General features: G+C 69.4%; 16 protein-coding genes. 5 read left to right on the forward strand and 11 right to left on the reverse strand.

Annotated features, from left to right (window positions below; all coding sequences use genetic code 11):
• Positions 1 to 9: 9 nt before the first annotated feature.
• Complete coding sequence (gene rpsJ / locus ACIA5H_RS04870) at positions 10 to 315, reverse strand: 30S ribosomal protein S10 (RefSeq protein WP_003938093.1); 306 nt, start codon at positions 313 to 315, stop codon at positions 10 to 12.
• Between the two features lie 435 nt (positions 316 to 750).
• On the opposite strand from rpsJ, the gene ACIA5H_RS04875 reads away from it, so the two are divergent.
• Positions 751 to 1227, forward strand: a complete 477-nt coding sequence (locus ACIA5H_RS04875) for a hotdog fold domain-containing protein (protein WP_379251933.1) — start codon at positions 751 to 753, stop codon at positions 1225 to 1227.
• Here the strand turns inward: ACIA5H_RS04875 and ACIA5H_RS04880 are convergent.
• Genes ACIA5H_RS04880 through ACIA5H_RS04890 form a run of 3 tightly spaced genes read right to left on the reverse strand, consistent with a single transcriptional unit; the run spans position 1214 to position 3953 of the window.
• Positions 1214 to 1951: an ATP-binding cassette domain-containing protein gene (locus ACIA5H_RS04880; RefSeq protein WP_397073962.1), complete on the reverse strand. Its 738-nt coding sequence runs from the start codon at positions 1949 to 1951 to the stop codon at positions 1214 to 1216. The two genes, ACIA5H_RS04875 and ACIA5H_RS04880, sit on opposite strands and share 14 nt — an antisense overlap.
• A gap of 42 nt (positions 1952 to 1993) precedes the next feature.
• Positions 1994 to 2929 (reverse strand): lipase family alpha/beta hydrolase, encoded by a 936-nt coding sequence (locus ACIA5H_RS04885; RefSeq protein WP_397073964.1) that lies wholly within the window; start codon positions 2927 to 2929, stop codon positions 1994 to 1996.
• A 16-nt stretch (positions 2930 to 2945) separates the two neighbouring features.
• The gene (locus ACIA5H_RS04890) at positions 2946 to 3953 is read right to left on the reverse strand and encodes an alpha/beta hydrolase (RefSeq protein ID WP_379251930.1); all 1008 of its coding nucleotides are present in this window, start codon (positions 3951 to 3953) and stop codon (positions 2946 to 2948) included.
• Between the two features lie 234 nt (positions 3954 to 4187).
• Between ACIA5H_RS04890 and ACIA5H_RS04895 the strand changes: the two genes are divergently transcribed.
• Entirely contained in the window at positions 4188 to 5384 is a 1197-nt protein-coding gene (locus tag ACIA5H_RS04895; RefSeq protein WP_397073967.1) for a lycopene cyclase family protein, read from the forward strand.
• Between the two features lie 31 nt (positions 5385 to 5415).
• On the opposite strand, the gene ACIA5H_RS04900 is transcribed toward ACIA5H_RS04895, so the two are convergent.
• The 3 genes from ACIA5H_RS04900 to ACIA5H_RS04910 are packed head-to-tail and all read right to left on the reverse strand — an operon-like array spanning position 5416 to position 8095.
• Entirely contained in the window at positions 5416 to 6294 is an 879-nt protein-coding gene (locus ACIA5H_RS04900) for an ABC transporter permease (RefSeq protein WP_356964876.1), read from the reverse strand.
• Positions 6291 to 7076, reverse strand: coding sequence for an ABC transporter permease (locus ACIA5H_RS04905; RefSeq protein WP_355076316.1), 786 nt, complete (start codon positions 7074 to 7076; stop codon positions 6291 to 6293). Before ACIA5H_RS04905 ends, ACIA5H_RS04900 begins: the two co-directional genes overlap by 4 nt.
• A gap of 35 nt (positions 7077 to 7111) precedes the next feature.
• A complete protein-coding gene (locus ACIA5H_RS04910; protein WP_355076010.1) occupies positions 7112 to 8095 on the reverse strand; it encodes an ATP-binding cassette domain-containing protein in 984 nt (327 codons plus the stop codon).
• A gap of 365 nt (positions 8096 to 8460) precedes the next feature.
• Here ACIA5H_RS04910 and ACIA5H_RS04915 point away from each other — a divergent pair, with 365 nt between their 5' ends.
• Positions 8461 to 9987 carry an aldehyde dehydrogenase family protein gene (locus ACIA5H_RS04915; RefSeq protein WP_356964898.1) on the forward strand — a complete coding sequence of 509 codons (1527 nt, stop codon included), beginning with the start codon at positions 8461 to 8463 and terminating at the stop codon, positions 9985 to 9987.
• A gap of 185 nt (positions 9988 to 10172) precedes the next feature.
• Here ACIA5H_RS04915 and ACIA5H_RS04920 read toward each other — a convergent pair whose 3' ends face one another.
• Positions 10173 to 11441 (reverse strand): TetR/AcrR family transcriptional regulator, encoded by a 1269-nt coding sequence (locus ACIA5H_RS04920; protein ID WP_397073970.1) that lies wholly within the window; start codon positions 11439 to 11441, stop codon positions 10173 to 10175.
• A 127-nt stretch (positions 11442 to 11568) separates the two neighbouring features.
• On the opposite strand from ACIA5H_RS04920, the gene ACIA5H_RS04925 reads away from it, so the two are divergent.
• On the forward strand, positions 11569 to 12384 hold the full coding sequence (locus tag ACIA5H_RS04925; protein WP_397073972.1) for an enoyl-CoA hydratase-related protein: 816 nt from the start codon (positions 11569 to 11571) through the stop codon (positions 12382 to 12384).
• Between the two features lie 48 nt (positions 12385 to 12432).
• Positions 12433 to 13458 (forward strand): SDR family oxidoreductase, encoded by a 1026-nt coding sequence (locus ACIA5H_RS04930; protein ID WP_356964880.1) that lies wholly within the window; start codon positions 12433 to 12435, stop codon positions 13456 to 13458.
• Positions 13459 to 13480: 22 nt separating this feature from the next.
• On the opposite strand, the gene ACIA5H_RS04935 is transcribed toward ACIA5H_RS04930, so the two are convergent.
• From ACIA5H_RS04935 to ACIA5H_RS04945, 3 genes are all read right to left on the reverse strand, one after another.
• Entirely contained in the window at positions 13481 to 14722 is a 1242-nt protein-coding gene (locus tag ACIA5H_RS04935) for an Nramp family divalent metal transporter (RefSeq protein WP_355076312.1), read from the reverse strand.
• 134 nt (positions 14723 to 14856) lie between these two features.
• Positions 14857 to 15846, reverse strand: coding sequence for an alpha/beta hydrolase family protein (locus ACIA5H_RS04940; protein ID WP_355076310.1), 990 nt, complete (start codon positions 15844 to 15846; stop codon positions 14857 to 14859).
• 238 nt (positions 15847 to 16084) lie between these two features.
• Positions 16085 to 26530, reverse strand: a 10446-nt coding sequence (locus ACIA5H_RS04945) for an amino acid adenylation domain-containing protein (protein ID WP_397073974.1), incomplete at its 5' end; no start/stop codon positions are given.

Consider the following 26530-nt stretch of genomic DNA (forward strand, 5'->3'; position numbering starts at 1 on the left):
GAGTCCCCGTCACTGAATGTTGACGTCGACGCTGGCCGGCAGGTCGATGCGCATGAGCGCGTCCACCGTCTTCGGCGTCGGGTCGAGGATGTCGATAAGCCGCTTGTGCGTGCGCATCTCGAAGTGCTCGCGCGAGTCCTTGTACTTGTGCGGCGAACGGATGACGCAGTACACGTTCTTCTCGGTCGGCAACGGCACCGGGCCGACGACGCGTGCCCCGGTGCGGGTCACCGTCTCCACGATCTTGCGCGCCGATGCGTCGATCGCCTCGTGGTCATAGGCCTTGAGCCTGATGCGGATCTTTTGTCCCGCCACGCTAAGTGTCCTTTTCTCCGCTTTCCTTCGTGGTCCGGAAGCCCGGCTATACCAGTCCTCTGGACCACCCTCATTTGCACAGCCCGAACACACGAAGACGTCTCAGTGGAGACCCTGACCGGGCACGCCCGATCCTCGCCGCTGTTCATCTGTCATGGTTCTCCGGTACACGCGGTCGGGCGTGTCGCCCGTCCGCTCATTCCTCGGCCTCGGATCGCGATGCATCTCAGGCCTGGAACACTGTCCCGGACGTACCCACGCCAGAAACCCGGCGAGGTACTCGATGGGGTACTGCTCGCCCCGCCCGACCAGCTGTTTCACCTGGAAACAGACACGGCCCGGTGCAAGGCAACCCGAACAGTATGCACGATCCCCGCGAGTCACTTCAAATCGGTGGGGCTGGCCACGAACTTACTTTTGAGTAAGATACGCCGCATGGCAAAAGAGACCGTGACCTATCGCGGCTGGAAGAAGCTGCCGGACAACCGGCTGGGGCATGCCCTGTTCTCGCTCGGGATGGTGGCGCGGGTGCCCTACTTCGGCACCGTGTTGCCGAACGTGGTCCGGCTCGAACCGGGGTTGTGCGAGGTCACCTCCCCGAAGTGGTTCGGCATCCACAACCATCTGGGCACCTTCCACGCGATCGCGGCGTGCAATCTGGCCGAGGTCGCGATGGGCATGCTCAGCGAGGCGACCGTGCCCGCCACGCACCGATGGATCCCCAAGGCGATGAACGTGCGATATCTGGCGAAAGCCGAGACCGGGCTGCGGGCCGTCGCGCGGCTGGCCGAGATCCCCGACTTCGCGAGCATCACCGAGGGGCGCGAGCTGGTGGTACCGGTGTCGATCTACGACAAGCACGGCCTGGAAGTGGTGCACGCGGACATCACCACCTGGGTCACACCGAAGTAGCCGGCCTCCGCGAGCCGCGCGCGTCCGGTCCCGCGAAAGCTGTCCGAGGTTCGACCGGGGCCGGAACCGATGCGTCGCCCGCGACGAGTCGCCCATGATCGATGTGCAGGATGTTCTCCGCGCATCCGGCGAGATCGTCGGCGAGACAAGCAGAAACGACGATCGTCATGTCCTGGCGCGCGAGAGCTCGCAGCATTCCGGCCAGATAGCGACGCCCGTCGTGGTCCAAGTCGGCCATCGGGTTGTCCAGTACGAGTGCCGTCGTACCCGCGGCCAGCGCTCTGGCCAGGCCGAGCCACTTCTTGTCACTCCGGGACAGACGGAGAACGGGCGTGGAAGCGGAGCCCGCCAAACGCGCGAGATGCATTGCCCGATCGACCAGTTCATCGGCCGCGTCCGCGCTGTGGCCCGCGATCTTCGCGGAGAACCGCACGACCTCCGCGACCGACCAGGTCTCGCTGCTCTCGTACACGTCGGGGACCCAGCCGACCCGGGAGCGGACCACCCATGGCTCTGCGCTCGGATCCGCGTCCTCCACGCGGAGCCACCCTCGGTGTGGCCGCAACCGACCGGCGAGCATCGACAACAGCGTCGTCTTGCCCGCGCCGTTCGGCCCGACGACCGCGGTGACCCGGCCCGCGGGGGCGCGGAAGGTCACGTCGTCGACCACCGCGACTCCGGCGAATTCGCGGCGCAGCCCGCTACAAGTAATGCCGAGACTCACCGAGGTTCTCCATCTTCGTGATCCGGTCCGGCCAGGGTGCGCTCAGCAGGGCAACGTTCGCCGATCCCCGGCGAGCGCGGAGAGAACGGCGGCGGTGGCGCGTGGGTCTTCCAGCATGCCGCTGTGGTCGGCCGCGTCGGCAGGACATCCGTCCTGCAGCCACACGTTGCGGTCGGCTGGGTCGGGCGCAGCGAGCAGGGCGGTGTCCTGCGGCGTGATCACCTGGTCGGCGCGGGAGGCGATGGCCGTGTACCGGAGACCGGGCACGGTCTCGCCTCCCGCGTTCAGCCGGTTCAGCAGCGGTGACCCGGCCACCTGCTGCTGGCCCGGAGTCCCGAAGACCTGGGCCGCGATCTGCGCGTCGCCCAGGCCGAGCGCGGCCAGGTCCGGATAGCTGCCGCGCAACCCGGCCCAGGTCGAGCCGCGATACGGCGTGCCGAGAGTCACCACTTGGGACACCGCCTCCGCGCCGCGGGCGCGCAGATACTGCCGGATCACCGTGCCGCCGGTGGAGTGGCCGACCAGCGCCACCCGCCTCGCGCCCGTCGTCTCCCGCACCGCCCGCACGACTTCGGCGAGCTCGCCCGCCATCCGGTCGATGTCGGCCACGCCGTAGACGACACGTCCCAGCAGTGCGGCGCCGATCGGCCCGACGCCGGTGGAACTGGAGCCGGTCTGCCCGCTCACAGCGTCCACGACGCCCGGCGCGGCGCCGAGATTCGCGGCGAACACGCAATGACCCTCGGCCCGGATGGCCGGCGCGAGCAGGGGGAAGCTGCGGCCGATATCGGTGCCCGAGCCGTGCACGAGCACCACCGGCTCCGGTCGCGCCGGTGTCGGCTTGCAGGCCCAGTCGTTGGCGCCGTCCAGCGCCGGTGTCTCCGGGGCGGCGGCCGCGGTCGGCGCATGGCACAGCGCCACACAGGCAGCGGCCATCATGAGGCCGACGACGCGCGCGGCCCGAGTGCGAACAGTCATTTCGAATTCCCGCGGATCAGATTCCCAATGGAGCGGCCAGCGTCGGCCACGAATCCTTCAGCGCGTCCTCCCAATAGCCCCAGGAATGGGTGCCTTCCGGGCGGAAGTTGTATCGCGCGGGGATTCCGAGGCTGTCCAGCCGGTCTTTCATGTTGTGCGAGCAGTAATTGGTGGCCGCTTCGATCACACCGCCGACGACGAGCTGATTCGCGAAACCCCACGGACCGTTCAGCGAATATTTCCCGCCGTATCGGTCGTAGACGCCGGGGATGCCATTTCCACTGGCGATGTAGATGGATTTGCCACGCAATCCCTCCGCCTGCACGTAGGGATCATTGGCCACCCATTGCGGGTCGCCCGCGGGCCCCCACATGTTGTCCAGTTCCGCGAGACCCCATTCCTCGACGGTCAGCCGGACGAACTCACGGCCGACCGGATCGCTGGTCTGCGCGCAACCGCTGTATGCGGCGACGCCGGAGTACAGGTCACCCGTGGTCGCGGCGAGCGCGAGTGTCGTGGTCCCCGACATCGAGAACCCCGCGAGGGCATTGCGCCCGCTGGTCCCGAGATACGAGTCGATCAGCGGAGGCAGTTCGCGGCTCAGGAAGGTCCGCCACTTCTGGCGCCCCAACCTGGCGTCGTCCTTCTCCCAGTCCGCGTAGTAGCTGAACATGCCGCCGATCGGCGTGACCGCGTGCACGTTCTTGTCCGCGAGGAATTGCATCGCGTCGGTCTTCGTGGCCCAGGTCGAGCCGTCGATGCCACCGGCCGCGCCGAGCAGCAGATACAGCACCGGCCGGGGAACGCTGGTGTCCGCGGCGCGCTGCACTTCCACCGGAATATCGAGATCCATGGCAGCGGAATGCACCGTCAATGTCAGGTTCCGCGCACTGTGCTCCTGCACGGAAACAATAGAAGACTCCGCGGGCGCGGCCTGGGCCTGCACCGAGACCATTGCCGATGCGGCCGCAGCGCCGGCGACGACCGCCGACAGCAGCAACCGGCGGAGGTGGCTCCCTCTCATGACTCCCCTTATCCCGAATCCCGAAACGCCTCGCGTTCCGAGCTCAGGCTATGGCCTGTCCCGAGCCGTTTCACGACTGAAGTTGCTGGGCCACCGATTCTGGGGGCATGCCGGTGCACCGGAATTCGCACCGTTTCGAACCGATCCGATTCCGAAATAGCGAGACCCGAATTCCTTGGGCTCGCAGGCGTGGAATAGTTGCGCTTCCGTCGGCCCACCGGATTGAATGCCCCTATGGGTGTCAGCGCGGACCGGGAAGTCGATGTGTGCGTGGTCGGGCTCGGTCCCACCGGACGGGCGCTCGCGCACCGCGCCATGATCGCGGGGCTGTCGGTGACCGCGATCGACCCCCGCCCCGAACGGCTGTGGCCGCCCACCTTCTCCTGCTGGGTGGACGAGCTGCCGCAATGGCTGCCGTCCACGGCTGTCGCGACGACCATCCCGGCGCCCAGAGTGTGGACGAAGACCGAGCATCGCATCGACCGTCCCTACTGCGTGCTGTCCAAACCCGGCCTGCGCGCGGTGCTACCGCTCGATGACGCCACCGTCGTCGCGGGCCGCGCCACGCGGGTGGACGCGCACGAGGTCGAACTCGCCGACGGCACGGTGCACCGGGCGGCGGCGGTGTTCGACGCCCGTGGGCTGCCCCCGCTGGGACGCCGCCGCGGGGCGAGCGCGCACGGCATCTTCGTCGACGCCGAGGCGGCCGCGCCGATGATCGCCGAAGGCGAGGGCCTGCTGCTGGACTGGCGGCCGGAGAACGGCGCGGGCCCGGACGAGCCGCCGTCGTTCCTCTACGCGGTGCCGCTCGGCGACGGCACGGTGATCTTCGAGGAGACCAGTCTCGGCCTCCGGGGCGGCATGCCGCAGCACGAACTGCGCAAGCGCACACTCGCGCGCCTCGCCGCGCACGGCATCCGGCTCACCGGCGACGAACCGAGCGAGGCGGCGCACTATCCACTCGACCAGCCGCCGCCACGCACCGGCAAGGCGCGCGCGATTGCGTTCGGCTCGCGCGGCGGCATGATGCACCCGTGCACCGGGTACAGCGTCGCCGACTCACTGGCACTGGTCGACACCGCGATCACCGCGCTGTTGGAAGGGCGCGACCCCATCGCCGCGCTGTGGCCGCCGCGCGCACGGCTGGTGTATTGGATGCGGATGCGCGGCCTCTACGGCCTCGGCAGACTCACCACCGAGCAGTCCATCGCCATGTTCGACGCGTTCTTCAGCGCCACCCCGCGTGGTCAGCGCGCCCTGCTGTCCGCGCACGACGACTACACGGCGCTGGGCGCTGTGCTGTTCGGCACGGTCGCGCACACCTGGCCGTTCCGCTGGCGTTACGACCTGGTCGGCTGGGCCAATCGGAACCGCTGGCTGGATTACGAGTTCGCCGAACCGCGCGAAGACGCCGAACGCCGGGTCCGATGATCGGAACCCGGCGCACGGTGACGACTGGTGGCTACGGCCCCGTTTCCGCGGCCCGCCGGTATCCCCTGATCGCCGGGTAGGCGAAGACGACGATCATCCCGAGCGTCCAGGCGAGCGTCTCGAGCAGCGGGTCGGCGACCGCACCGCCGTAGGACAACCCGCGCATCGCATCGATCGCGCAACTCATCGGCTGATGCGCCACCACGTCCTGCAACCAGATCGGGTAGGCGAAAACCGGAACGAAACCCGAGTTGAAGAACATCAGCAAGGTGCTGATCATGCCGATGATGTTCACCAGCATCACGCCCTCGGACACGGTGGCAAGCGCGGTGACCAGGACGGCGAACGCCACCCCGAACAGCACCGGGATGCCGATCAACGCCAGCGCCGCGACCGGTCCCTGATCGAAGCGGAAACCGAGCAGCAGACCGACCGCGACGACGAACACCGTGGTCACCAGGACACGGATCGCCTCGGCGAGCAGCCGCCCGGTGAATCCGGCCGCACGGTGCACCGGCATCGTCCAGAACCGGCCGAGCAGCCCGGTCATCTTCTCGGTCTTGAAGCCGAGGGCGCTGACCACCGCGCCGGACATCGCCGCGACCAACGTCAACAACGGGACCGTGCCGTACACGGCGGGCATGCCGGTGGCCCCGGAGACGGGCTTGTTCAGCACGATGTAGAACATCACCAAGGTGAGCGCGGGATACACCAGCGTCTGGATGGTCGTCGCCGGATCACGCGCCCAGACCAGCAGCAGCCGCTTGCACTGGATCAGGCTCTGCACCACCCAGGTGACCAGCGAGCCTTCCGGCCTCGTCCGGACGACGGGCAGGGGTTCGGCCGGGCGTCCCTCGAACACCTCGGTCTGCGGCGCGGTGCGCTCCACGGTCGATTCCACCGAACTCATGACCGCCTCACACTCGCCCAGATCGCCAACGGGGTGAACACCGCCGCCAGCCCGATCAACCACACCAGCGGAACCCACAGCACGTGCCAGGTCACGCCGTCGGCCGCCATGTCGCGCAGCGCGAAGGAGAACTGGGAGATCGGCTGATTGCGCACGAACGGGCGAATCCATTCCGGGAAGTTGCGTTCCGGCACGAACCCGCAGGAGAGCATGCCGAAGATCAGCGTCGGCAGCGTCAGCGCCTGACTCAGCGACTCCGGGCTCTTGGTCAGACTGCCGAGCCCGTCGGCGCCGACCGCGAGCACCGTGCCGACCGCGAGAGAGAACGCGCAGAACAGCACGGCCTGCCCGACGCCTGCGACGAAGCGGAAACCGATCAAGTACCCGAACAGCACCGCGGCGGTCAGCGAGGTCACCGACCGGACCAGCCCGGCGCAGATGCGCGAGGTGAACGGCACCAGCGTGCCGATCGGCATGGTCTGCAGTCGGGTACTCAGGCCGGTCATCGCCTCGAACGCGGCCAGCTGCGCGTTCGACATCATGGTGAAGGCCATGGTCTGCAACACAATGATCGGCATGACGTACTGGGCGTAGTCGACGCCCTGGATCTTCATCACGTAGCGCAACGGCAGATAGAAACCGAGGGTGAAGATCAGCGGCGTGACCGCGGCGACGATCAGCTCGCCCTTGGTCGCCATGGTGCGGACGATGCGGCCGGTCAGCGCGCGCCACTGCGCGAACGACGACAGCCGCGCCGCGGGCAACTCGGCGAACAGCGTCACCTCGGCCTCGGTGTGCTCCGGGGCGGTCGCAGCGGTCACGCTCGCCCGCCCGAGTGGCCGGTGATGGACAGGAACACGTCGTCGAGCGAGGGGCGGCGCAGCGCGATGTCGGCCAGCTCGACACCGGCGCTGTCGAGCCTGCGCAGCGCCTCGGTCAGCGTGGCTGCGCCTTCCGGCGCCGGGATGGACAGCCGGTCGCCGCCGTCGATGTCGGCCAGCACCGCGGGCGGCACCAGGTCGCCAAGGGCGTACGCGGCGGTGCGCAGTTTCTTCTGATCCAGCGGGACGACCTCGCAGTAGCTGCCGCCGGTCTTCTCCTTGAGTTCGTCGGCGGTGCCCTCGGCGATCACCGTGCCCTTGTCGATCACGATGATGTTGTCGCTGAGCACGTCGGCTTCCTCCAGGTACTGCGTGGTCAGCAGCACCGTGATGCCCTGTGTCTTCAGCGCGGTCACCAGGTCCCAGACGCCCTGCCTGCTGCGCGGGTCCAGGCCGGTGGTCGGCTCGTCCAGGAACACCACCTCGGGACGCACCACCAGCCCGCAGGCGATGTCCACGCGGCGGCGCATGCCGCCCGAGTAGTGGCGCACGGCCCGGCGGCCCGCGCTCACCAGATCGAATTCCTCGAGCAAGGTGTCGGCGCGCTTGCGGGCCGTGGACTTGCCCAGGCCCATCAGTCTGCCGAACAGCTCGAGGTTCTCCCGGCCGGAGAGGTTCTCGTCCAGCGCCGCGTACTGGCCGGTCATCATGATCGAGCGGCGCACGCCCGCCGGGTCCTTCGACACGTCGTACCCGGCCACGACGGCGGTGCCGGAGTCGGCACGCAGCAGCGTGGAGAGGACCTTCACCATGGTCGTCTTGCCCGCGCCGTTCGGCCCGAGGATGCCGAGGACGGAAGCGCGTTCGGCGACGAAGCTGACGCCCTGCAGTGCGTGCACATCGCCGAACGACTTGCGAACGTCCGTTACCCGGACCGCAGGCTCACTCGCATGCGAATCCGCTTGGTTGGAACTCGGCATCAACTCTCCACTATCGGCCGGTACGGCGACCAGGTCGCCCGAGCGCGGGCGCACGCTCGGATTGGTGATCCGTCGCGCTCGGCGTGATGTTACCGGCCCGATCGCCCGGGCTGCCGCGTCGCGTGAGGTACCCGCACCAGCGTGCGCCCATTGTGTCCTTACTCACATTTTCCGCTGCCCGTTCGCCGTGCGGAGAATCGGCGCTGGTGAGCGCGATCCGATCCGGACACCGAGGCCGCGGCCGAGCCTTGTCGGCCCGCTGCGCCAGACCATAGTCTGCTTTGCGGGGGAAAACACTCACTCGTCCACGGATGTGGCCCCGCTGAGCGGTCCGCACGCCGGTTTCGACACTGCGAGAGGTGATCATGGCCGAGTCCGCGCAGTCACGGTTGGCGGCGCGTCCGGGAGGAACGGGCCGAACGAATGTCCTGACGTCCTATGACCCGCGCACCGGCGAGGTCGTCGGCAACTACGCCGTGATGAGCGCGGGCGAACTGAATCGCGCCGTGCGAGCGGCTCGCTCCGCCGAAAAATGGTGGGCCGAACTCGGATTCAGCAGCCGGAAGCGGTGGCTGCTGGACTGGAAACGCGAGATCGCCCGGCGCTCGGGCGAATTGGTCTCACTGCTGTGCGAGGAGACCGGGAAGCCGGTAGCCGACGCCGCGATCGAGGTGATGCTCGCGGTGGAGAACCTCGACTGGGCCGCGCGCAACGCGGGCCGCGCACTCGACCGGCGGCGCATCGGTTCCAACTGGCTCACCCGCAATCAGCGGGCCTCCGTCGGGTATCTGCCGCTGGGCGTCGTCGGCGTGCTCGGCCCGTGGAACAACCCGGTGTTCACCCCGATGGGTTCGATCGCCTACGCGATGGCGGCGGGCAACGCCGTGGTGTTCAAGCCGCACGAGCTGACCACCGGCGTCGGCGTGTGGCTGGCCGACAGCTGGTCCCGGCTCGCACCGAACCAGCCGGTGCTGCAAGTGGTTACGGGAGACAAGGCCACCGGCACCGCGCTGTGCCGCGCGAAGGTCGACAAGATCGCCTACGCCGGCTCCGAAGCCGGTGCGCGCGAGGTGATCTCGGTGTGCGCCCAGACCATGACGCCGGTCGTCGTGGAGCGCAGCGGCAAGGGCAGCATGGTCGTGCACGTCGACGCGAAACTCGACGACGCCGCCGAGGCCGCCGTGTTCGGCGCGATGGCCAACGCCGGGCAGAACGCCACCGGCATCCAACGGGCCTACGTCGCCCAATCCGTCTACGACCGCTTCCTGGAGTTGGTCGCGGATCAGGCCCGCAAGCTGCGGCCGGGCGCGGACCGGAAGGCGTCCTACGGCCCGATGATCATGGAGTCACAGATCGAAGTGGTGCGCAGGCAGGTGCGCGACGCGGTGGCCCGCGGCGGCCGCGCGGTCGTCGGCGGGCTGGACTCCATCCGCGATCCCTACATCGAGCCGATCGTGCTGGCCGAAGTGCCGGAGGAGAGCACCGCGATCACCGGCGAGGGCATCGGCCCGGTGCTCATCGTGAACAAGGTGGCGAGCATGGACGAGGCCGCCGAGCGGATCAACGCGGTGGGCACCGACGTCGCGGTGTCGGTGTTCACCAGGGACGTGCACGAGATCGAGGCGTTCGCCGAGCAACTGCGCGCCGGGGTGGTGACCATCAACTCCTCGACCGCGTACGCGGGCATTCCCGCGCTGCCTTTCGGCGGTGTGGGCGAATACGGCCAGGGCCACAGCCACGGCGACCAGGGACTACGAGAGTTCAGCCGGACCCTGGCCATCACCCGCAAGCGGTATCAGGCGCCGGTGAATCTGTCCACGTTCGACCGGCACCCGCGCCATCTCCGCCTGGCCAGAACGATCTTCCGGATCCGGCACGGCCGCCGCCCCTGAGCGGCGCGCCCACGCGTACCTCCGCCTTCGCTGCGGCGATGCGCGGATCAACCACGGACACTGCCCGGCCGCGCCCCATCGGCGTACCTCCGGCCTCCCCCGCGGCCATACGCGGATCAACCACGGACACTGCCCGGCCGCGCCCCATCGGCGTACCTCCGGCCTCCCCCGCGGCCATGCGCGGGCTAACGGCGGGCGTCGTCCGGGCGCGCCTTGTCGGCGAGCAGCACCGCGTCCATCAGCGCGGTGACCCGGGCCAGTTGCTCGGGCCGGGAATCGAATCGGATCAGCCTGCCCACATCGATCACCTGACTGATGGCGGCGTGCACCCGGAAACGCGCTTCCACCGGGTCGCCGTCCAGCAGGTTGGCCCATTCCAGCACGTTCTGCCGCTGGATGGCGCGCAGCTTGTGCTGCTCGGCCTGCGGCAGGTTGCCGAACTCGGCGTAGTACACCGCCATGATCTCGGGCATGGCGAAACTCAATTTGGCGTAGCGGTCGGCCACGTTGCGCGCGGCGTCCGCCCGGCTCGTGGCTTCGGCCAGCGCCTCGGTGATCGCGATGGCCAGCCGGTCGCCGGTGCGGTGGAACGCCGCGGCGAGCAGGTCGGCCTTACTCGCGAAGTACCGGTACACGCTGGAAGCGTTGATGCCGACGGCGGCGCCGATCTCCTCGATGCTCGCCTCGTGATACCCCTGCCTGCCGAAGATCCGGATGGCCTCGGTGAGCAATTGTTCGCGCTTGGAGGTCACCGGGATGCCGCGCACGGGCGGGCCGGGATCCGGCTCGGCCGGCGCGGGAGGCAGTTCGGTGCGCAGAATGGCCCAGGACATCTGGCGCAACAGCGGAAGCAGCCGAGCGCTCGACAGTGCGGTGCGGTGCGCGGCGATGCTGGCGATCGCGCTGAGCACGCCCGCGGCCAGCATCGCCACGTCCGCGGGCGGCGCCTCGGGTCGCAGCAGCGCGATCGGCGCCGCGAGGGTGTTGTTCAGGTCGTCGTAGATCTTCTTGATCCGGACGCGGTCGTCCCGCTCGAGATAGCGCCGCTCCCAGCGGTAGAGCCCGGCCTCGCGGCGGATGTCGACGGTGTGCTCGCTGATCGCGCGGATCAGCGCGTCGGCGCGCCGCACCGGGTCCAGCCGAGTGTCGTCGGCCCCCTCGGCGACGTTCAGCAGGTGTTGCGCGCCCTCCTCCGCGGCGGCGACCAGCAACGCGTACTTGTTCGTGAAATGCCGGTAGAGGGCGGGACCGGAGATGCCGACCTCGGCGGCGATCTCGTCCACGCCGACCGGGTAGTACCCGCGTTCGCTGAACGCGCGGGCGGCCGCCCGGATGATCTGTACCTTGCGGTCCTTCGGACGGCGGCGCACCGACGGTGCGCCCTCAGCGCTCGCCCGCCTGCCCGGTTCGGGGCGCGCGGGAGCGAGATCGACCTCGCTGCGATCCGCGACCATGCACCTCTCCGTTCTCCGGCGGCGCTGGTTGACAGCGCCCGACAATGGAACCTAAGTTAACCACAATTCGCAAAGTTAACCACTATTCACGGCCTGGCGTCCGGCGAATTGCAGCTTAGGAGCAAACGTGAGCAACAACGATTCCGCGGCCCCGGCCGCCCCCTCCGCCGCGAAGTTCACCGCGGTCCAGGACGGCAGGGTGCTCCGGATCACGATCACCAACCCGAAGCGGAAGAACGCCATCGACTACGACACCATGGTCGCGCTCGGGGACGCCTTCCGCTCGGCGGCGGACGACCGCGCGGTGCGGGCGATCGTACTGACCGGCGAGGGCGGCGATTTCTGCACCGGCGCCGATCTCTCGGCGAGCGCGGACGAGGCGCGGCGGGGCATCACCTCGGACATGGTGATGGACGCGGCGAACCGGCTGGTGCGGGCCATCGTCGACGCGCCGGTCCTGGTGATCGTGCGCATCCGCGGCGCCGCCGCGGGCGTCGGCGTAGGCATCGCGCTGGCCGCCGACCTGGTCTACGCGAGCGAGGACTCCTACCTGCTGCTGGCCTTCATCAACATCGGCTTGATGCCCGACGGCGGGGCGGCCGCGCTGGTGGCCGCGGCGGCGGGCCGCCCGCTGGCGGCGCGGATGGCACTGCTCGGCGAACGGCTGCCCGCCCGGGAAGCCGCGGCCGCCGGTCTGTTCACCGCCGTCGTGCCCGACGACGAACTCGACGCCGCGGTCGAGGCCGGGGTCGAGAAGATCGCCACGGGTCCGCGCCGGGCGCTGGAACTCACCAAGCACGCGCTGAACCAGGCCACGCTGACGGCGCTGGACGCGGCCCTGGCCGCCGAGAAGGCGGGGCAGACCGAGCTGCTGCGCTCCCCCGATTTCATCGAGGGCGCGACCGCGATGCTCAGCAAGCGCAAGCCCGTCTTCGCCGACTGATCAGCCCGCCGGAACGTAGCTACCGACAGGCGACTATGTTCATCGGCTATGACTTACCTGGTTACCGGGGCAACTGGGTTCATCGGTCGTTTTCTCATCCCTGAGCTCCTGAAACGCGAGGGTGACATTCACGTGCTGGTTCGGCCGGGCGACGCCTCGGCCGACCGGTTCGCCTGCTGCGCGCAGGAATGGGCGGGCGGCGACCGCGTCCGTCCGGTGCGCGGCGATCTGGGCGCCCCGGGACTCGGCATCGATCCGACCTGGCTGGCCCGGCATCGCGGCGCCATCGAGCACGTCTTCCATCTGGCCGGGGGCTACGACCTGACCGAGCGCGGCGGCGGGACCAGGCACCTGGTCGACGTCGCCGAGGAGCTGGGCGTCGGCTTGCTGCACCACGTCTCGACCGTGGAGGTGGCCGGGTCCACCGAGGGCCTGTTCACCGAGGACATGTTCGATCACGGGCAGGCGCTGGCCACCCCGATGCAGCGAGCGAAGTTCGAGGGCGAGCGGATCGTCCGGGAATCGTCGCTGCGCTGGCGGATCTATCGCCCGTCGATCGTGATCGGGCATTCCAGGACCGGCGAGATCGATCGGATCGACGGCCCGTACTACTTCTTCCGCCTACTGCGCATGGGCGCGCAGCTGCCGAGGCTGCTGCCGGTCCTGGTGCCCAAACTGGGCGAGACGAACATGGTCCCGGTGGATTTCGTGGCTCGCGCCCTCGATCACATCGCGCATCGCGCCGGCTCGGACAAGATCACCTATCACCTGGTGGATCCGCGCAGGCAGAGCGCGGTCGACGCGCTGAACCTGTTCGCCGACGAGGCGGGCGCGCCGCATCTGGTCGAGGTGATGCCCAAGCGCACGTTGGACATGATGTTGCGGGTCCCCGGCGCGAACTGGCTGCTGCCCCGGGTCGGTGTACCGCTGGACGTGCTGGAGCACAGTGAATTCGCCTGCTGGTTCGACTGCAGGCACACCAGCGCGGCCCTGGCGGGCACCGACATCAGGGTTCCGCCGTTGGACGCCTACGCACCACGGATCTGGAAGTACTGGATCGAGAACTGGGTCTGATCGGCGCGCCGCGCCGGGCGGCCTACCGCCCGGTGACGGTGAGATAGATCAGGGCGGCATTGAGCACGGAGATGATCGCCGCGACCGTCCAGGCCAACGCGGTGGTCACGCGATGGTTGACGTCCGCGCCCATCAGCGTGGGGTCACTCGTGAAGCGCACCAAGGGAATCAGCGCGAACGGGATGCCGAACGACAGCACCACCTGGGAGATGATGAGCGCGCGGGTCGGGTCGATCCCCAGCGCCAGGACCGCGATGGCGGGGATCAACGTGATCAGCCTGCGTGTGATCAGTGGGATTCGCCGGTGCAACAGGCCCTGCATGATCATCGCGCCCGCGTAGGCGCCGACCGACGTCGAGGCCAGGCCGGAGGCGAGCAGGCCGATCGCGAGCAGCAGCGCGGCGGCCGGGCCGAGCACGTCGCCGACGGCCGCGTGCGCGTCCTCGATGGTCTCGACGTTTCGGCCCCGCAGGGTGTTGGCCGCCATGAGCAGCATGGCCAGATTCACCGTGCCCGCCAAGATCATGGCCAGCCCGACGTCGACCTTGGTGATCCGCAGCAGCCTCGCGCGAAGCGGCCCCGGCGCCGGTTGCCCGTGCCGGTCGCGGGCCAGGCCGGAGTGCAAGTAGACCGCGTGCGGCATGACCGTGGCGCCGATCATGGCGGCGGCGAGCAGCACGCTCTCGGTGCCCTGGAAGCGCGGCAGGAGACCGCCCACCGTGCCCCCGGCCGACGGCGGGGCGATGACCACGCTCGCCAGGAATCCGATCGCGATGATCGCGAGCATCCCGGTGATCACCCGCTCGAACGGTTGCTGGCCGCGACGGTCCTGCACCAGCAGCAGAACCATCGACACCGCGCCGGTGATCACGCCGCCGACCAGCAGGGGCAGGCCGAACAGCAGATGGAGCGCGATGGCGCCGCCGACCACCTCGGCCAGGTCGGTGGCGATCGCGACCGTCTCCGCCTGGCCCCAGTAGGCCAGCCGGACCGGACCGCTCGCCTTCGCGCGCACCGCCTCCGGCAGCGACCACCCGGTGACCAGGCCGAGCTTGGCCGAGAGGAACTGGACCAGCCCCGCCATCACGTTGGCCAGCACGATGACCCAGACCAGGAGGTAGCCGAACTGCGCGCCCGCGCTGATGTTGGACGCGACGTTGCCGGGATCGACGTACGCGATGGCCGCGACGAACGCGGGCCCCAGCAGAACGGTCGCGGCACGCGCGCGCCCGGTGACGGACTTGGTCGACTCGACCAACGTAATACCCACGAACTGAATTTTACGGGTTCCCGAACTTTTTTGTGAAGGCTACCCCATAAAGACGACAGCCTGGTCGCGCGACAGCGGCGACCAGGCGGTCGGAGGAATCTTGCCGGGCGGTCCCGGCTCGATTCGGATCAGATACCGAGCCCCTTCGCGAGCACGGGCCACGACAGCTGGAACTCGTCGCGCCAGTAGCCCCACGAGTGGGTGCCCGAGTCGCGGAAGTTGTAGGTGGCCGGGATGCCCAGCTGGTCCAGCTTGTTCTTCAGGTTGTGCGTGCAGTAGTTGGTGCCCGCCTCGATCACGCCTCCGATGACGATCTGGTTGGCCAGACCGTATGCGCCGGGCAGCGCGTACGGACCGTTGAGCGTGTCGTACTGGCCGGGCAGGCCGTTGCCGGTGGAGATGTAGAGGTCGAGCCCGCGCAACCCCTCGGCGTTCACGTACGGGTCGTTGGCCACCCAGTCCGGCGAGCCTTCCGGACCCCACATGTTGTCGGTGTTGCCGCCGCCCCAGGTCTCGACGGTCAGCTTGACGAACTCGGAGCCGACCGGGTCACTGGTCTGCGCGCAACCGCTGTAGGCCGCGGCCGCCCGGTACAGGCCCGGCTTGGCGATCGGCAGCGCGAGCACCGTGGTGCCCGAGGTGGACAGGCCCGCGATGGCGTTCACGCCGTTGGTGCCCAGCGCGCCGTCGACCAGCGGGGGCAGCTCCTCGGTGAAGAAGGTCTTCCACTTGTTGCGGCCGAGTACCGGGTCGTCCTTGATCCAGTCGGTGTAATAGCTCCACTTGCCGCCGATCGGCTGGATCACGTTGACGTTCTTGTCCGACAGGAACTGCAGCGCGTCGGTCTTCGCCTGCCACGAGGCTTCGTCCTCGCCGCCGCCCGCGCCGTTGAGCAGGTACAGCGTCGGACGCGGCACGGAGGCGTCGGCCGGGCGCTGGACGTCGATGATGACCTTCTCGTCCATCGCCGCCGAGTACACGTACAGCCGGATGCTGCGCGCGTCCTTGTACTCGGCCTTGGTGATACGCGAACCGTCCGGGGCGACCGGGTTGCCCAACAGAGTCTTGGAATCGATGATCGGATCAGCTGTCGCGCTGGACGCGCCGAGACCGGTCATCATCCCCGCGAGCACCGCGGTTGCCGCGATGGCGGCCGCGGCCCGCAGGCCACCGCGCCGGCTCTGTCGACGTATCAATTTCGCACCTTCGCTTCGTCTCGAGATTCGCTCTGCATGCCCCACACGCCGGGGTGGATGCCCAGGCATCCCGCCCGACCATACGGCCTATGTAGTCGTCACAACAGTGGACTTCGTTACCGCACCGTTGCCCTATCATGCCGGAACGGTGTCGGCTCGATCATGACCGCCCCATGTTCCGTGTCGCTTCCCACCCCGGGGGATCGAGCAACTCGGACAATCTGGGACCTATCTGCGCGAGCGCTTCCGGCGATGTCATCTGATCGTGCGAGACACCGACGGGATGATCGTCCACCCGGCCGTCGACATAAGGTTGCCAGCCGGCCGCCGCGGTGTCGTGACCGGCCGCGCTGAAGTAGTCCAATCGGCCCCGGAAGACGTCCGGCCGGTGCTCGGCGATCAACTCGGCCGAGCGCACCGCGCTGCGGTAGATCCGGCGCACCCGGTCCGGGGTGAGCACCGCCATGTCCGGCGGGATGGTGGCGTGCAGCGCGGCCAGCGCGTCCTCGCTCAGATCGTGGACGTCGCCCTCGCCGGGCAGCAGGGCGTCCGCGCCGATGCCGAGTTCGGCCAGCGCCTCGCGGATCGCCGCCCGGAAATCCGTGACGTCGATGTCGGGGTGACTGTCGAGCATGGTCAGCAGGCCGATCTCTTCGCCCGCGGCCTGGAGCTCGGTCGCCACCGCGTGCGCCAGCACACCACCGAGCGACCAGCCGAGCAGCCGGTAGGGCCCGTGCGGCTGCACCGCGCGGATCTCGGCCACGTAGCGGTGCGCCATCTCGAACAGCGACTCCGGCAGGTAGCCCTCTTCGGTGAGCGCGGGGGACTGCAGGCCGAAGATCGGCGTGCCTGCGGGCACGTAGCGCGCGAGGCCCGCGTAGCACCAGGACAACCCGTACATCGGATGCAGGCAGAACAGCGGCTCGGCGGCGGCCACGTCGTGCGGCACCATGGTGCGGATCGGCAGCAGCACGCCGAGCGCCGCGTTCGAGTCCTGGTCGTAGTCGTGATCGTCGGCCAGCGCGGCCATGATCCGGGCCGCCAGCGCCGCCGGGGTCGGGTCGGTGAAGAACCACTGCACCCGCACCTCGGCGCCGGTGAGCGTGCGCAGCCTGCTGACCGCCCGCGTGGCGACCAGCGAGGTGCCGCCGAGGCCGAAGAAGTCGTCGTCCATCCCGACCCGATGCACCGGGCCGGGTTCGAGGACCTCGTCGAACACCTCGAGCACGGTCCGCTCCAGCGGCGTGCCCGGCGCGCGGTACGGACGCGCCACCAACGGCGGCGCGGGCAGCGCCTTGCGGTCGAGTTTGCCGCTGGCGTTGAGCGGAAGCTCGGCGAGCGCGACGACAGCCGAGGGCACCATGTACGACGGCAGCGCGGCGCGGGCGTGCGCCGCCAACGCGGCTTCGTCGAGGGTCGTCCCCGGCGCGCCGACGACGTACGCGACCAGCCGATCGCCGGCGGCGCCACGCACCACCGAGACCGCGGCGTGCCGCACCTGCGGATGACTCGTCAGCACGGCCTCGATCTCACCGAGTTCCACGCGCTGGCCGCGCAGTTTGACCTGGAAGTCGCTGCGGCCCAGGTATTCCAGCGCGCCGTCGTGCCAGCGCACGATATCCCCGGTGCGATAGAGCCGGGTGCCGCCCGCATGGGCGACGAAACGCTCGGCCGTCAGGGCCGGGGCTCCGAGATAGCCGCGCGACAATTGCGCACCCGCGACGTACAACTCGCCCGCCGCGCCCGGCGGCACCGGCTGCAACTGCCGGTCGAGCACGTGCACGCGGGTATTGGCCGCCGGGACGCCGATCGGAACCGCCGCCGCGGCGGTGTCGCGCACGCGATGGCCGGTGACCACGGTGGCCTCGGCGGGGCCGTACCAGTTGATCAGCTCGGCGCCCGGCACGGCCGCGGCGAACTTCCTCGCGGTCGCCCCGGACAACGCCTCGCCCGCGGCGAACACCCGGCGCAGCGAGGGGTACGCCACGGTCGGGCCTGCCACCGGATCCGAGAACGCGTCCAGCATCGATGGCACGAAATGCGCCGTGGTCACCGCGTTGTCGACGATGACGCGGGCCAGATAGGCCGGGTCGTGATGCCCGTCGGGCGCGGCGACCACGATCGACGCCCCGGTCTGCAACGGCCAGAACAACTCCCAGGCGGAGATGTCGAACGTGATCGGCGTCTTGTGCAGCACCACGTCGTCGCCGTGCGGGTAGGCCGACTGCGCCCAGCGGAACTGATTCACCATCTGCCGGTGCGTGATCATCACGCCTTTGGGGTGGCCGGTGGAGCCGGAGGTGTAGATGACGTAGGCGACGGTGTCCGGACGCACCTCCTCCTGCGGCCAAGGGCCCTCGTACGGAAGCAGATACAGCGTGTCCACGGCGACCACCGGCACACCGGTCGCGGTGTCGAACGCGTCCGCGGTGGTGGTCAGAACGCAGATCGGGGCGGCGCTGCCGAGGACGTACTCGTTGCGTTCGGCCGGGTGGTCCGGGTCGATCGGGACGTAACCGCCACCGGCGCGCAGCACCGCGTAGATCGCGACGACCAGGTCGATGCCGCGCCGCATGGCCACGGCGACCAGCGTCTCCGGGCCGACGCCCCAGCGCATCAGCTCGACGGCCAACGACCGGGCGCGCGAGTCGAGTTCGGCGTAGGTGAGCGTGGTGTCGCCGAAGCGGACCGCCGGCGCGTCCGGCGTGCGCGCCACCTGCGCGTCGAACAGCGAGGTCAACGTCGCGCCGTCGAGCAGTTCCGGCACGTCGGTGGCGTTGTGCGCGGCCAGCTCGGCGCGCTCGGCGTCCAGCAGCACGTCGATATCGCCGACGCGCGCCTGAGGAGTGGTCACGAAGCGGCCGATCAGCGCCGAGAGCCGCTGTGCGAGCGCGAGCGCCGCCGGTTCGTCGATGACGTCGCGCAGGTACTTCACCGAGACGCGCAATTGGTTGTCCAGCACCACCATGACCGTGAACGGGTAATGGGTTCCGTTGACCGCGCCGACGCCGGTGACGCTCATACCGTCGATGGCGCCCGCCCGGTCCAGGCCCTCCCGGTCCACCGGGAACGACTCGAACACGACGAGCGAGTCGAACAGCCCCTCCACGCCGACGGCTTCCTGAATGTCGCTCAGCCCCAGGTAGTGATAGTCCAGCAGGGCGGCCTGCTCGGCCTGTAGCTGCCGCAGCAGCCCGCCCAGCGTGCCGGTCGGGTCGAGCCGCACCCGCACCGGGATCGCGTTGAGGAACAGGCCGACCATCGCCTCGACACCGTCCAGCTGAGGCGGCCTGCCGGACACGGTGGCGCCGAAGACAACGTCGTCACGGTCGGCGGTGCGACCGATCAACAGCCCCCAGGCCGCCTGCACCACGGTGTTCACCGTGACGCCCAGCCCCGACGCGAGCCGGGTCAGCGCGGTGGTGTCGGCCGGGGACAACTCGAACCCGACTTCGCCCACGCCCGAGGCGATCTCGCGGCCGGGATCGACCGGCGCCAGCGGCGTCGGCTCGGTGACACCGGCCAGCGCGGCGCGCCACGCGGAACGGGCCGCTTCCGCGTCCTGAGCGACCAGCCAGGCCAGATAGTCGCGGTAGGACGGCACCGAGGGCAGGTGCCGGGATTTGCCGCCGAACGCGTACAGGGTGAGCAGATCCTTCATCAACAGCGGCATGGACCAGCCGTCGACGAGGATGTGGTGACTGGTCACCAGCAGGTGGTAGCGGGCCGCGGCGGAGCGGATCAGCGCGAACCGCAGCAGCGGCGCGGTCCGCATGTCGAAGTGGTCGGCCAGATCCGCCGCCTTGATCCGCTCCAGTTCGGCTCGGGCCGCTTCGGGTTCCAGCTGACCCAGATCGATCAGCCGCCACGGCACCTCCAGCGAATCCTGCACGATCTGTACGGGCTTGCCCTCGCTGTCGTCGGCGAAGGCGACGCGCAGGTTGTCGTGCCGGTCCAGCACCGCTTGCGCGGCCGCGCGCATCCGGCGGGCGTCCACCGCGCCGCTGAGATCGAGCACGAACTGGGTGGTGTAGACGTCCACCGAGCGCTCCGCGAGCAGGGCGTGGAACAACATGCCCGATTGCAGCGGGGTGAGCGGCCAGGCGTCGGACAGGTCGGGGTAGGCGCGGGCGAAGCGGTCGATGTCGGGCTGTTTGAGCCGCACCAGCGGAAAATCGGAGGGGGTGTAGCCGCCCGCGTCCGGGCGCAGTCCGTGCTCGGCGAGGCCGCCGAGCGCGCGGATCCAGTGCTCGGCGAACGTTTTCGCGTCCTCACCGCGGAACGCGGCGGCGGCGAAGTCGAACCGGGCGAGCAGGCCGTCGTCGGTGGCGTCGACGGTCAGTACGAGCAGCAGGTCGTCGGACGGGATGTCGGTGTGCACCCGCGCCGGACGCAGATCCCGGTAGCGCAGCGCGAACCGGCCACGCCCGAGGCCACGCAGCTCGGCGGCGGTCTCGGCATTGAGATGGCGCAACAGGCCGTAGCCGACACCGCGCGAGGGCACCGACCGACGCAACTCCTTGATCTGCGCGATCGCGATGCCCGCCGCCGGTCCGCCGATCAGGGCCTCATCGATGTCGATCCGGCTCAACCGCAACGGCAGCGGATATTCGGTGACGAAGCCGCCCACCGTGCTCGCCCCATCGGCGTCGGTGGCCGCGCGACCGTCGGCGGACAGCCGGACGACCGAACCGATGGCGCGTGTGACGGTCTCTCCCGCGGAGGTCTGCAGTGCCAGCGCCAGCGCGGTGAGCAGGATGTCCTCCACCCCGGCGTGGTAGGCCTCGGCGGCCGCGGCGACGGCCGCCGCACCCTCCGCGGTGATGGTGAGCGATACCCGGCTGCGTGCGTGCAGATCCCGTCCCTCGGTTCCCGCGCCCTCCGGGACGGAGCCGAGCGCTGGTCGCCACCAATCCATTTCGGCGACGGTGACCGGATCGTGCGCCTTGGCCGACAGGGCACGGATGAGCACGCCGAGGTCGGCTTCGGCGCTCGCGGGCGCGGCGTGGCGCGCCCGCTCCCATCGTGCGGTGAGCTGGTCGACGACCGCCCGCCAGGAAACGTCGTCGATGACGAGGCTGCTGGCCACGACGATCAGTGTGGAGCGAGCCTCGGGTCCGCCGGTGAGCACGAAGTAGATGTTGCGGCCCTGTTCGGGGTCGAGGGCGGCCGCGACCGCCTGCACAACGTCGTCGATGGGCAGCGAAGTCTCGCCGCGCTGCGGGTCCAGCCTGCGGAACGCCTCGCCGGTGCGTTCGGCGGCGGCGGGAATGCGCAGCACCGGCGTGCCGTCCTCGCCGTAGCGCAGCTGTACCCACAACATCGGATGCCGCTCGAGCACGGCGGCGACCGCGCCGTGCACCGTCTCCACGGAGCAGGTCTCGGGGATGTCGAGCGCGATGGCCCGCACTTCGATGCCTTCGTCCAGCATCCGCGCGGCGTCCGGCGTCAGCGGTAGTTCGCCCGCCTCGTCACCGGGGCCGCCGCCCTCCACCGCGGCGGCGCGGGCCAGCGCGGCGACGGTCCGGCATTCGAAGACGTCCCGCGGCGCGAAGGTCATACCTCGTGCGCGCGAGCGGGAGACCACTTGGATGGACACGATGCTGTCGCCGCCGAGGGCGAAGAAGTCGTCATCGATCCCGACCCGTTCGAGACCGAGCACCTCGCCGATCACCTCGGCGATCACCAGTTCGGCGGGGGTTCGCGGCGCGCGGTAGGCGCGGAGGGCCGGCTCGGGCGCGGGCAGCGCCTTGCGGTCCAGTTTGCCCGCTGGGGTCAGCGGAATCGCGTCGAGCACGACGATCGCCGCCGGAACCATGTACTCCGGCAGTCTGCGTCCGATCCGTTCGGTCAGCACGGACGGGTCGGCCGTCGCCCCCTCGGCGGGTAGCACGTACGAGACCAGCATGGTGGCGCCCGAACCGGTTTCGCGGCCGAGTGTCACGGCGAAGTCGACTTCGGGCTGGGCTGTGAGCGCGGCGTCGATCTCGCCGAGTTCGATGCGGAAGCCGCGCACCTTGACCTGGAAGTCGTTGCGGCCCAGGTACTCCAGGACCGGCGCACCGCTGCCGCGGCGCCAGCGCACCAGATCGCCGGTGCGGTAGAGACGCTCGCCGGGCACGCCGTACGGGTCCGCCACGAAGCGAGCGGCGGTCAGTGCCGAGCGCGCGTGATAGCCGCGCGCGAGCTGGATGCCGCCCAGATACAACTCGCCCGTGACGCCCTCGGGCACCGGGCGCAGCCTGCTGTCGAGCACCAACGACCGCATCCCGCGGATCGGGCCGCCGATCGTGACCGGTTCGCCGGGCCGGAGCGGGTCGCTGACGTTGGTCATGATGGTGGTTTCGGTCGGCCCGTAACCATTGTGGAAATCGCGTTCGGACATGGTCGTCCACTTGGCCGCCAGATCGGCGGGCACCGCTTCGCCGCCCGCCACGACGACCCGCATTCCCGGCAACGCGTCCGGATCGAGCGAGGCGAGCACCGACGGCGTGAGGAAGGCGTGCGTGACGCCTCCGGCGCGGATCAGCTCGGCCAGTTCCGCGCCACCGAAGGTCGATGGCGGCGCAACCACGAGCACGCCCGCGGAACCCAGGGCGAGCAGCAGTTCCAGCACCGACGCGTCGAACGAAGGCGACGCGAACGCCAGGGCACGGGTGGAACTGTCGAGCCGATAGCGCTCCACCTGTTCGGCGCTGAAATTCGCCAGGCCTTCGTGGGTCACCACGACGCCCTTCGGCACGCCGGTGGAGCCGGATGTGTAGATCACATACGCGGCGTTGCTCGCGCGCAGCGGTCCGCGCAGCTCGTCGGGCCGCAATGGCTTATCCGAGCGCACTGCGACGTCGAGGGTGAAGTCCTGATCGTCCAAGGCGAGCCAGCCGCCGGGCAGGGGCAGGTTGTCCAGTTCGGCGGTGAGCGTCACGCCGAGTGCTACGCCGGAGTCCGCGACCATGCGCGCGACGCGGTCGGCCGGATAGGTCGGGTCGATCGGAACGAACGCCGCCCCGGTCTTGGTCACCGCCCACAATGCCAGCACGGATTCCACCGAACGACGGATCGCGATGGCGACCGGCACTTCCGGTCCCGCGCCGCGGTCGATCAGCGCCCGCGCCAATTGCGCCGAAGCCGCGTCGAGTTCTGCGTAACTGAAGGTGCGGTCGTCCGCGACCACGGCGATTCCGGCCGGATTCCCGGCGACGGCCGCGGCCATCAGTTCCGGCAGCGTGCGCGGCGGCACGGCGGGTGCGCCGGTACGGGCGATCAGCTCCGCGCGCTCGGAGTCGTCCAGGATCTCCAGATCCCCGACGGCGGTGTCCGGGCGCTGGGCGACCGCGGACAGGATGCGACGGAACCTGCGGCCGAACTCGACCACGGTCGCTTCGTCGAACAGGTCACGAGCGTAGGTGAATTCGGCGGCCAGGCCGGCTTCCGCACCGGATTCGGCGCGCTGCTCGCGCACGGTCAGCAGCAGGTCGAACTTGGCGGTGTCGGCGGCCGGGTCGAGCGCGGTGAGGCTCAGACCGGGTAGCTCGAAGCCGGTCGCGGACAGGTTCTCGAACGACAGCGCCACCTGGAACAGCGGATGGCGACCGGCCGAGCGTTCGGGGGCGAGCACTTCGACCAGTCGCTCGAACGGGATGTCGGCGTTGGCGAAGGCGCGCAGGTCCGTTTCCCGCGTGCGGGCCAGCAGTTCGGTGAAGCCGAGACCGGGCGTGACCCGGCTGCGCAGCACCAGCGTGTTGACGAACATGCCGATCAGGTCGTCCAGTTCGGCTTCGCCGCGGCCCGCGACGGGCGTGCCGATGGCGATGTCCTCGGTGCCGGACAGACGAGCCGATAACACCGCGAACGCGGCGTGTACCACCATGAACAGCGTGGCGTTGTGCCGCCGCGCGAGATCGGCCAGCGCGGCGTGCACGTCGGCCTCGACGACGAAATCCGTTCTGCCGCCCGCGAAGGACTGGGCGGGCGGGCGCGGCCGGTCTGCGGGCAGGTTCAGCTCGTCGGGCAGGTCGGCGAGTTCGGTGGTCCAGTAATCCAATTGCTCGCCCGCCGGCGACTCGGGGTCGTCGTCGGGGCCGAGCGCGTCGCGCTGCCAGAGCGCGTAGTCGGCGTACTGGATGGGCAGCGGGGCCCAGGACGGCTCCTGGCCGCCGGTGCGCGCCACGTAGGCCAGCATCAGGTCCCTGGTCAGCGGGCCCATCGACCAGCCGTCGGCGCTGATGTGGTGGGCGACGAAGACCAGCACGTATTCGGTGCCCGCGAGCTGGAACAGCTTCGCGCGCAACGGCGCCTCGACCGTCACGTCGAAGCCCGCGGCGACGACCCGCTGAATCTCGCCCGCGACGTGCTCGTCGCCGATCTGCACGGGAGCCAGATCCACCGCAACCTCGTGCGGAGCGAGGACCCGCTGTACCGGGCCGTCCGGCGTCTGCGGGTAGATCGTGCGCAGGATCTCGTGACGGGCGACGAGGTCGGCGACGGCAAGCCGCAACGCGGCCACGTCCAGGTCGCCGGACAAGCGGATAGCGGCCGAGATGTTGTAGACCGAGGCCGAGGTGTCGAACTGGTTGAGGAACCACATGCGCTGTTGCGCGAACGACAGCGGGATGCGGTCCGGACGCGGACCCGCGACGAGCGGGATGCGTTTGCGTTCACCGGAGCCCCGCTCGACCTTGATCGCGAGTGCGGCGACGGTCGCTGCCTCGAAGATCGCGCGGACCGGCACCCGGGCATCCAGTGCCGCGCCGATCCGCGCCGCCACCTGCGTCGCCAACAGCGAATTACCACCCAAAGCGAAGAAATCGTCATCCGCACCGACACGCTCCGCACCCAGCACCTCGGCGAACACCGACGCCACGATCTCCTCGATCGGAGTCGACGGTGCCCGGAACGCCTGGACCTCGAACTCCGGCTCCGGCAACGCCTTACGATCCAACTTGCCATTGACGTTCAACGGCAGAGCATCCAACACGACGAACGCCGACGGCACCATGTATGACGGCAGGTTGGCGGTGAGCTCCGACTTCACCTGCGCCACATCCACACCGGCCTCGGCGTCACTCGCCACCAGGTAAGCCACCAACCGGTCACCCGTCCTGGGGTCGGACTTCGCGATCACCGCCGTCTGCGCGATCTGCGGCAGCGCGAGCAGCGCGGCTTCGATCTCACCGAGTTCGATACGGAAACCACGGATCTTCACCTGGAAATCCGTACGACCCCGATACTCGAGCTCACCCGTACCGGTCCAAGCGACCAAATCACCCGTGCGATACATCCGCGCACCCGGCTCGAACGGATTCGCCACGAACCGATCCGCCGTCAGATCCGCACGACCGAAATAGCCACGCGCCAACTGCGCACCAGCCAAATACAACTCACCCGACACACCCACCGGAACCGGACGCAAACGCCCATCCAGCACAAACACCCGACTGTTCCACACCGGCGCACCAATGGGAACCGAAACCCGGTCGGTATCACCGACCCGATGGCTGGTGATGGACACCGCCGCCTCGGTCGGACCATACAAATTGAACAATTCCGTACGCGGATTCTCACGCAAGAACCGCTGAGCCAACGCACCCGGCAACGCTTCACCGATCGCCAACACCCGCCGTGGCGACCAGTCGTCCGCCGCAGGCCGGTGTGCCGACAGCGCCTCCAGCATCGACGGCACCGCGTGCAGGGTGGTGACCGATTCCCGCACCATAAGCTCGTGCAGATACGCGGGGTCCCGATGACCATCCGGCGCGGCGATCACCAGACGGCCACCGCAGACCGCGGCCGACCAGAACTCCCACACCGACAAGTCGAACGTGGCCGCCGTCTTCAGCAGCACCGAGTCGTCCTGCGTCAGCTCGAACTCGGCCGTCTTCCATAGCAACTGGTTCACGACCGCCGCGTGTGGCACCGCGACGCCCTTCGGGCGTCCTGTCGAACCCGACGTGAAGATGACATAGGCCGTGTTCTCCGGCCGTAGGGGCACGCCCCGCTCGGAGTCGGTGAGCGGCACGCTCGCGACCGCGGTCAGTTCCAGGTCTTCGAGCCGCACCACCGGAGCGACATCGGTATCGAAGTCCGACTCCGCGTTGCTCAGCACACACACCGGGGCGGAGACGGAGAGGATGTAGTCGGTCCGGTCCGCGGCTTGGTCGGGGTCGACCGGTACATACGCCCCACCGGCTTCGGCCACCGCGTACATCGCCACGACCAGATCCACCGATCGGCGGAACGCGAGCGCGACCCGGGTTTCGGGGCCGACGCCCACCGAGATCAGGTAACGGGCTAGGCGGTTCACCCGGGCGGCCAGCTCGGCGTAGCTGAGCTCGACGCGGTCGCCGCCGGATAGGTCCGCGACCAGCGCGACGGCTCCCGGCGTCGCCGCGACGGTCCGGCGCAGTAGCGATGCCAATGTGGCGGGTTCCACCGGATGGGTGGTGTCGTTCCACGCGGTGAGCACGTCGGTGCGCTCGGTGTCGGCGAGTAGGTCTATATCCCCGACCGGGACGGTGGGATCGGCGACCACGGCGGCGAGGATGCGCGAGAGCCGATCAGCGAACCCTTCGACCGTCGCCCGATCGAAAAGATCGGTCGCATACGT

It is taken from the genome of Nocardia sp. NPDC051900, from assembly GCF_044452545.1.
Classification (GTDB): Bacteria; Actinomycetota; Actinomycetes; order Mycobacteriales; family Mycobacteriaceae; genus Nocardia; species Nocardia sichangensis.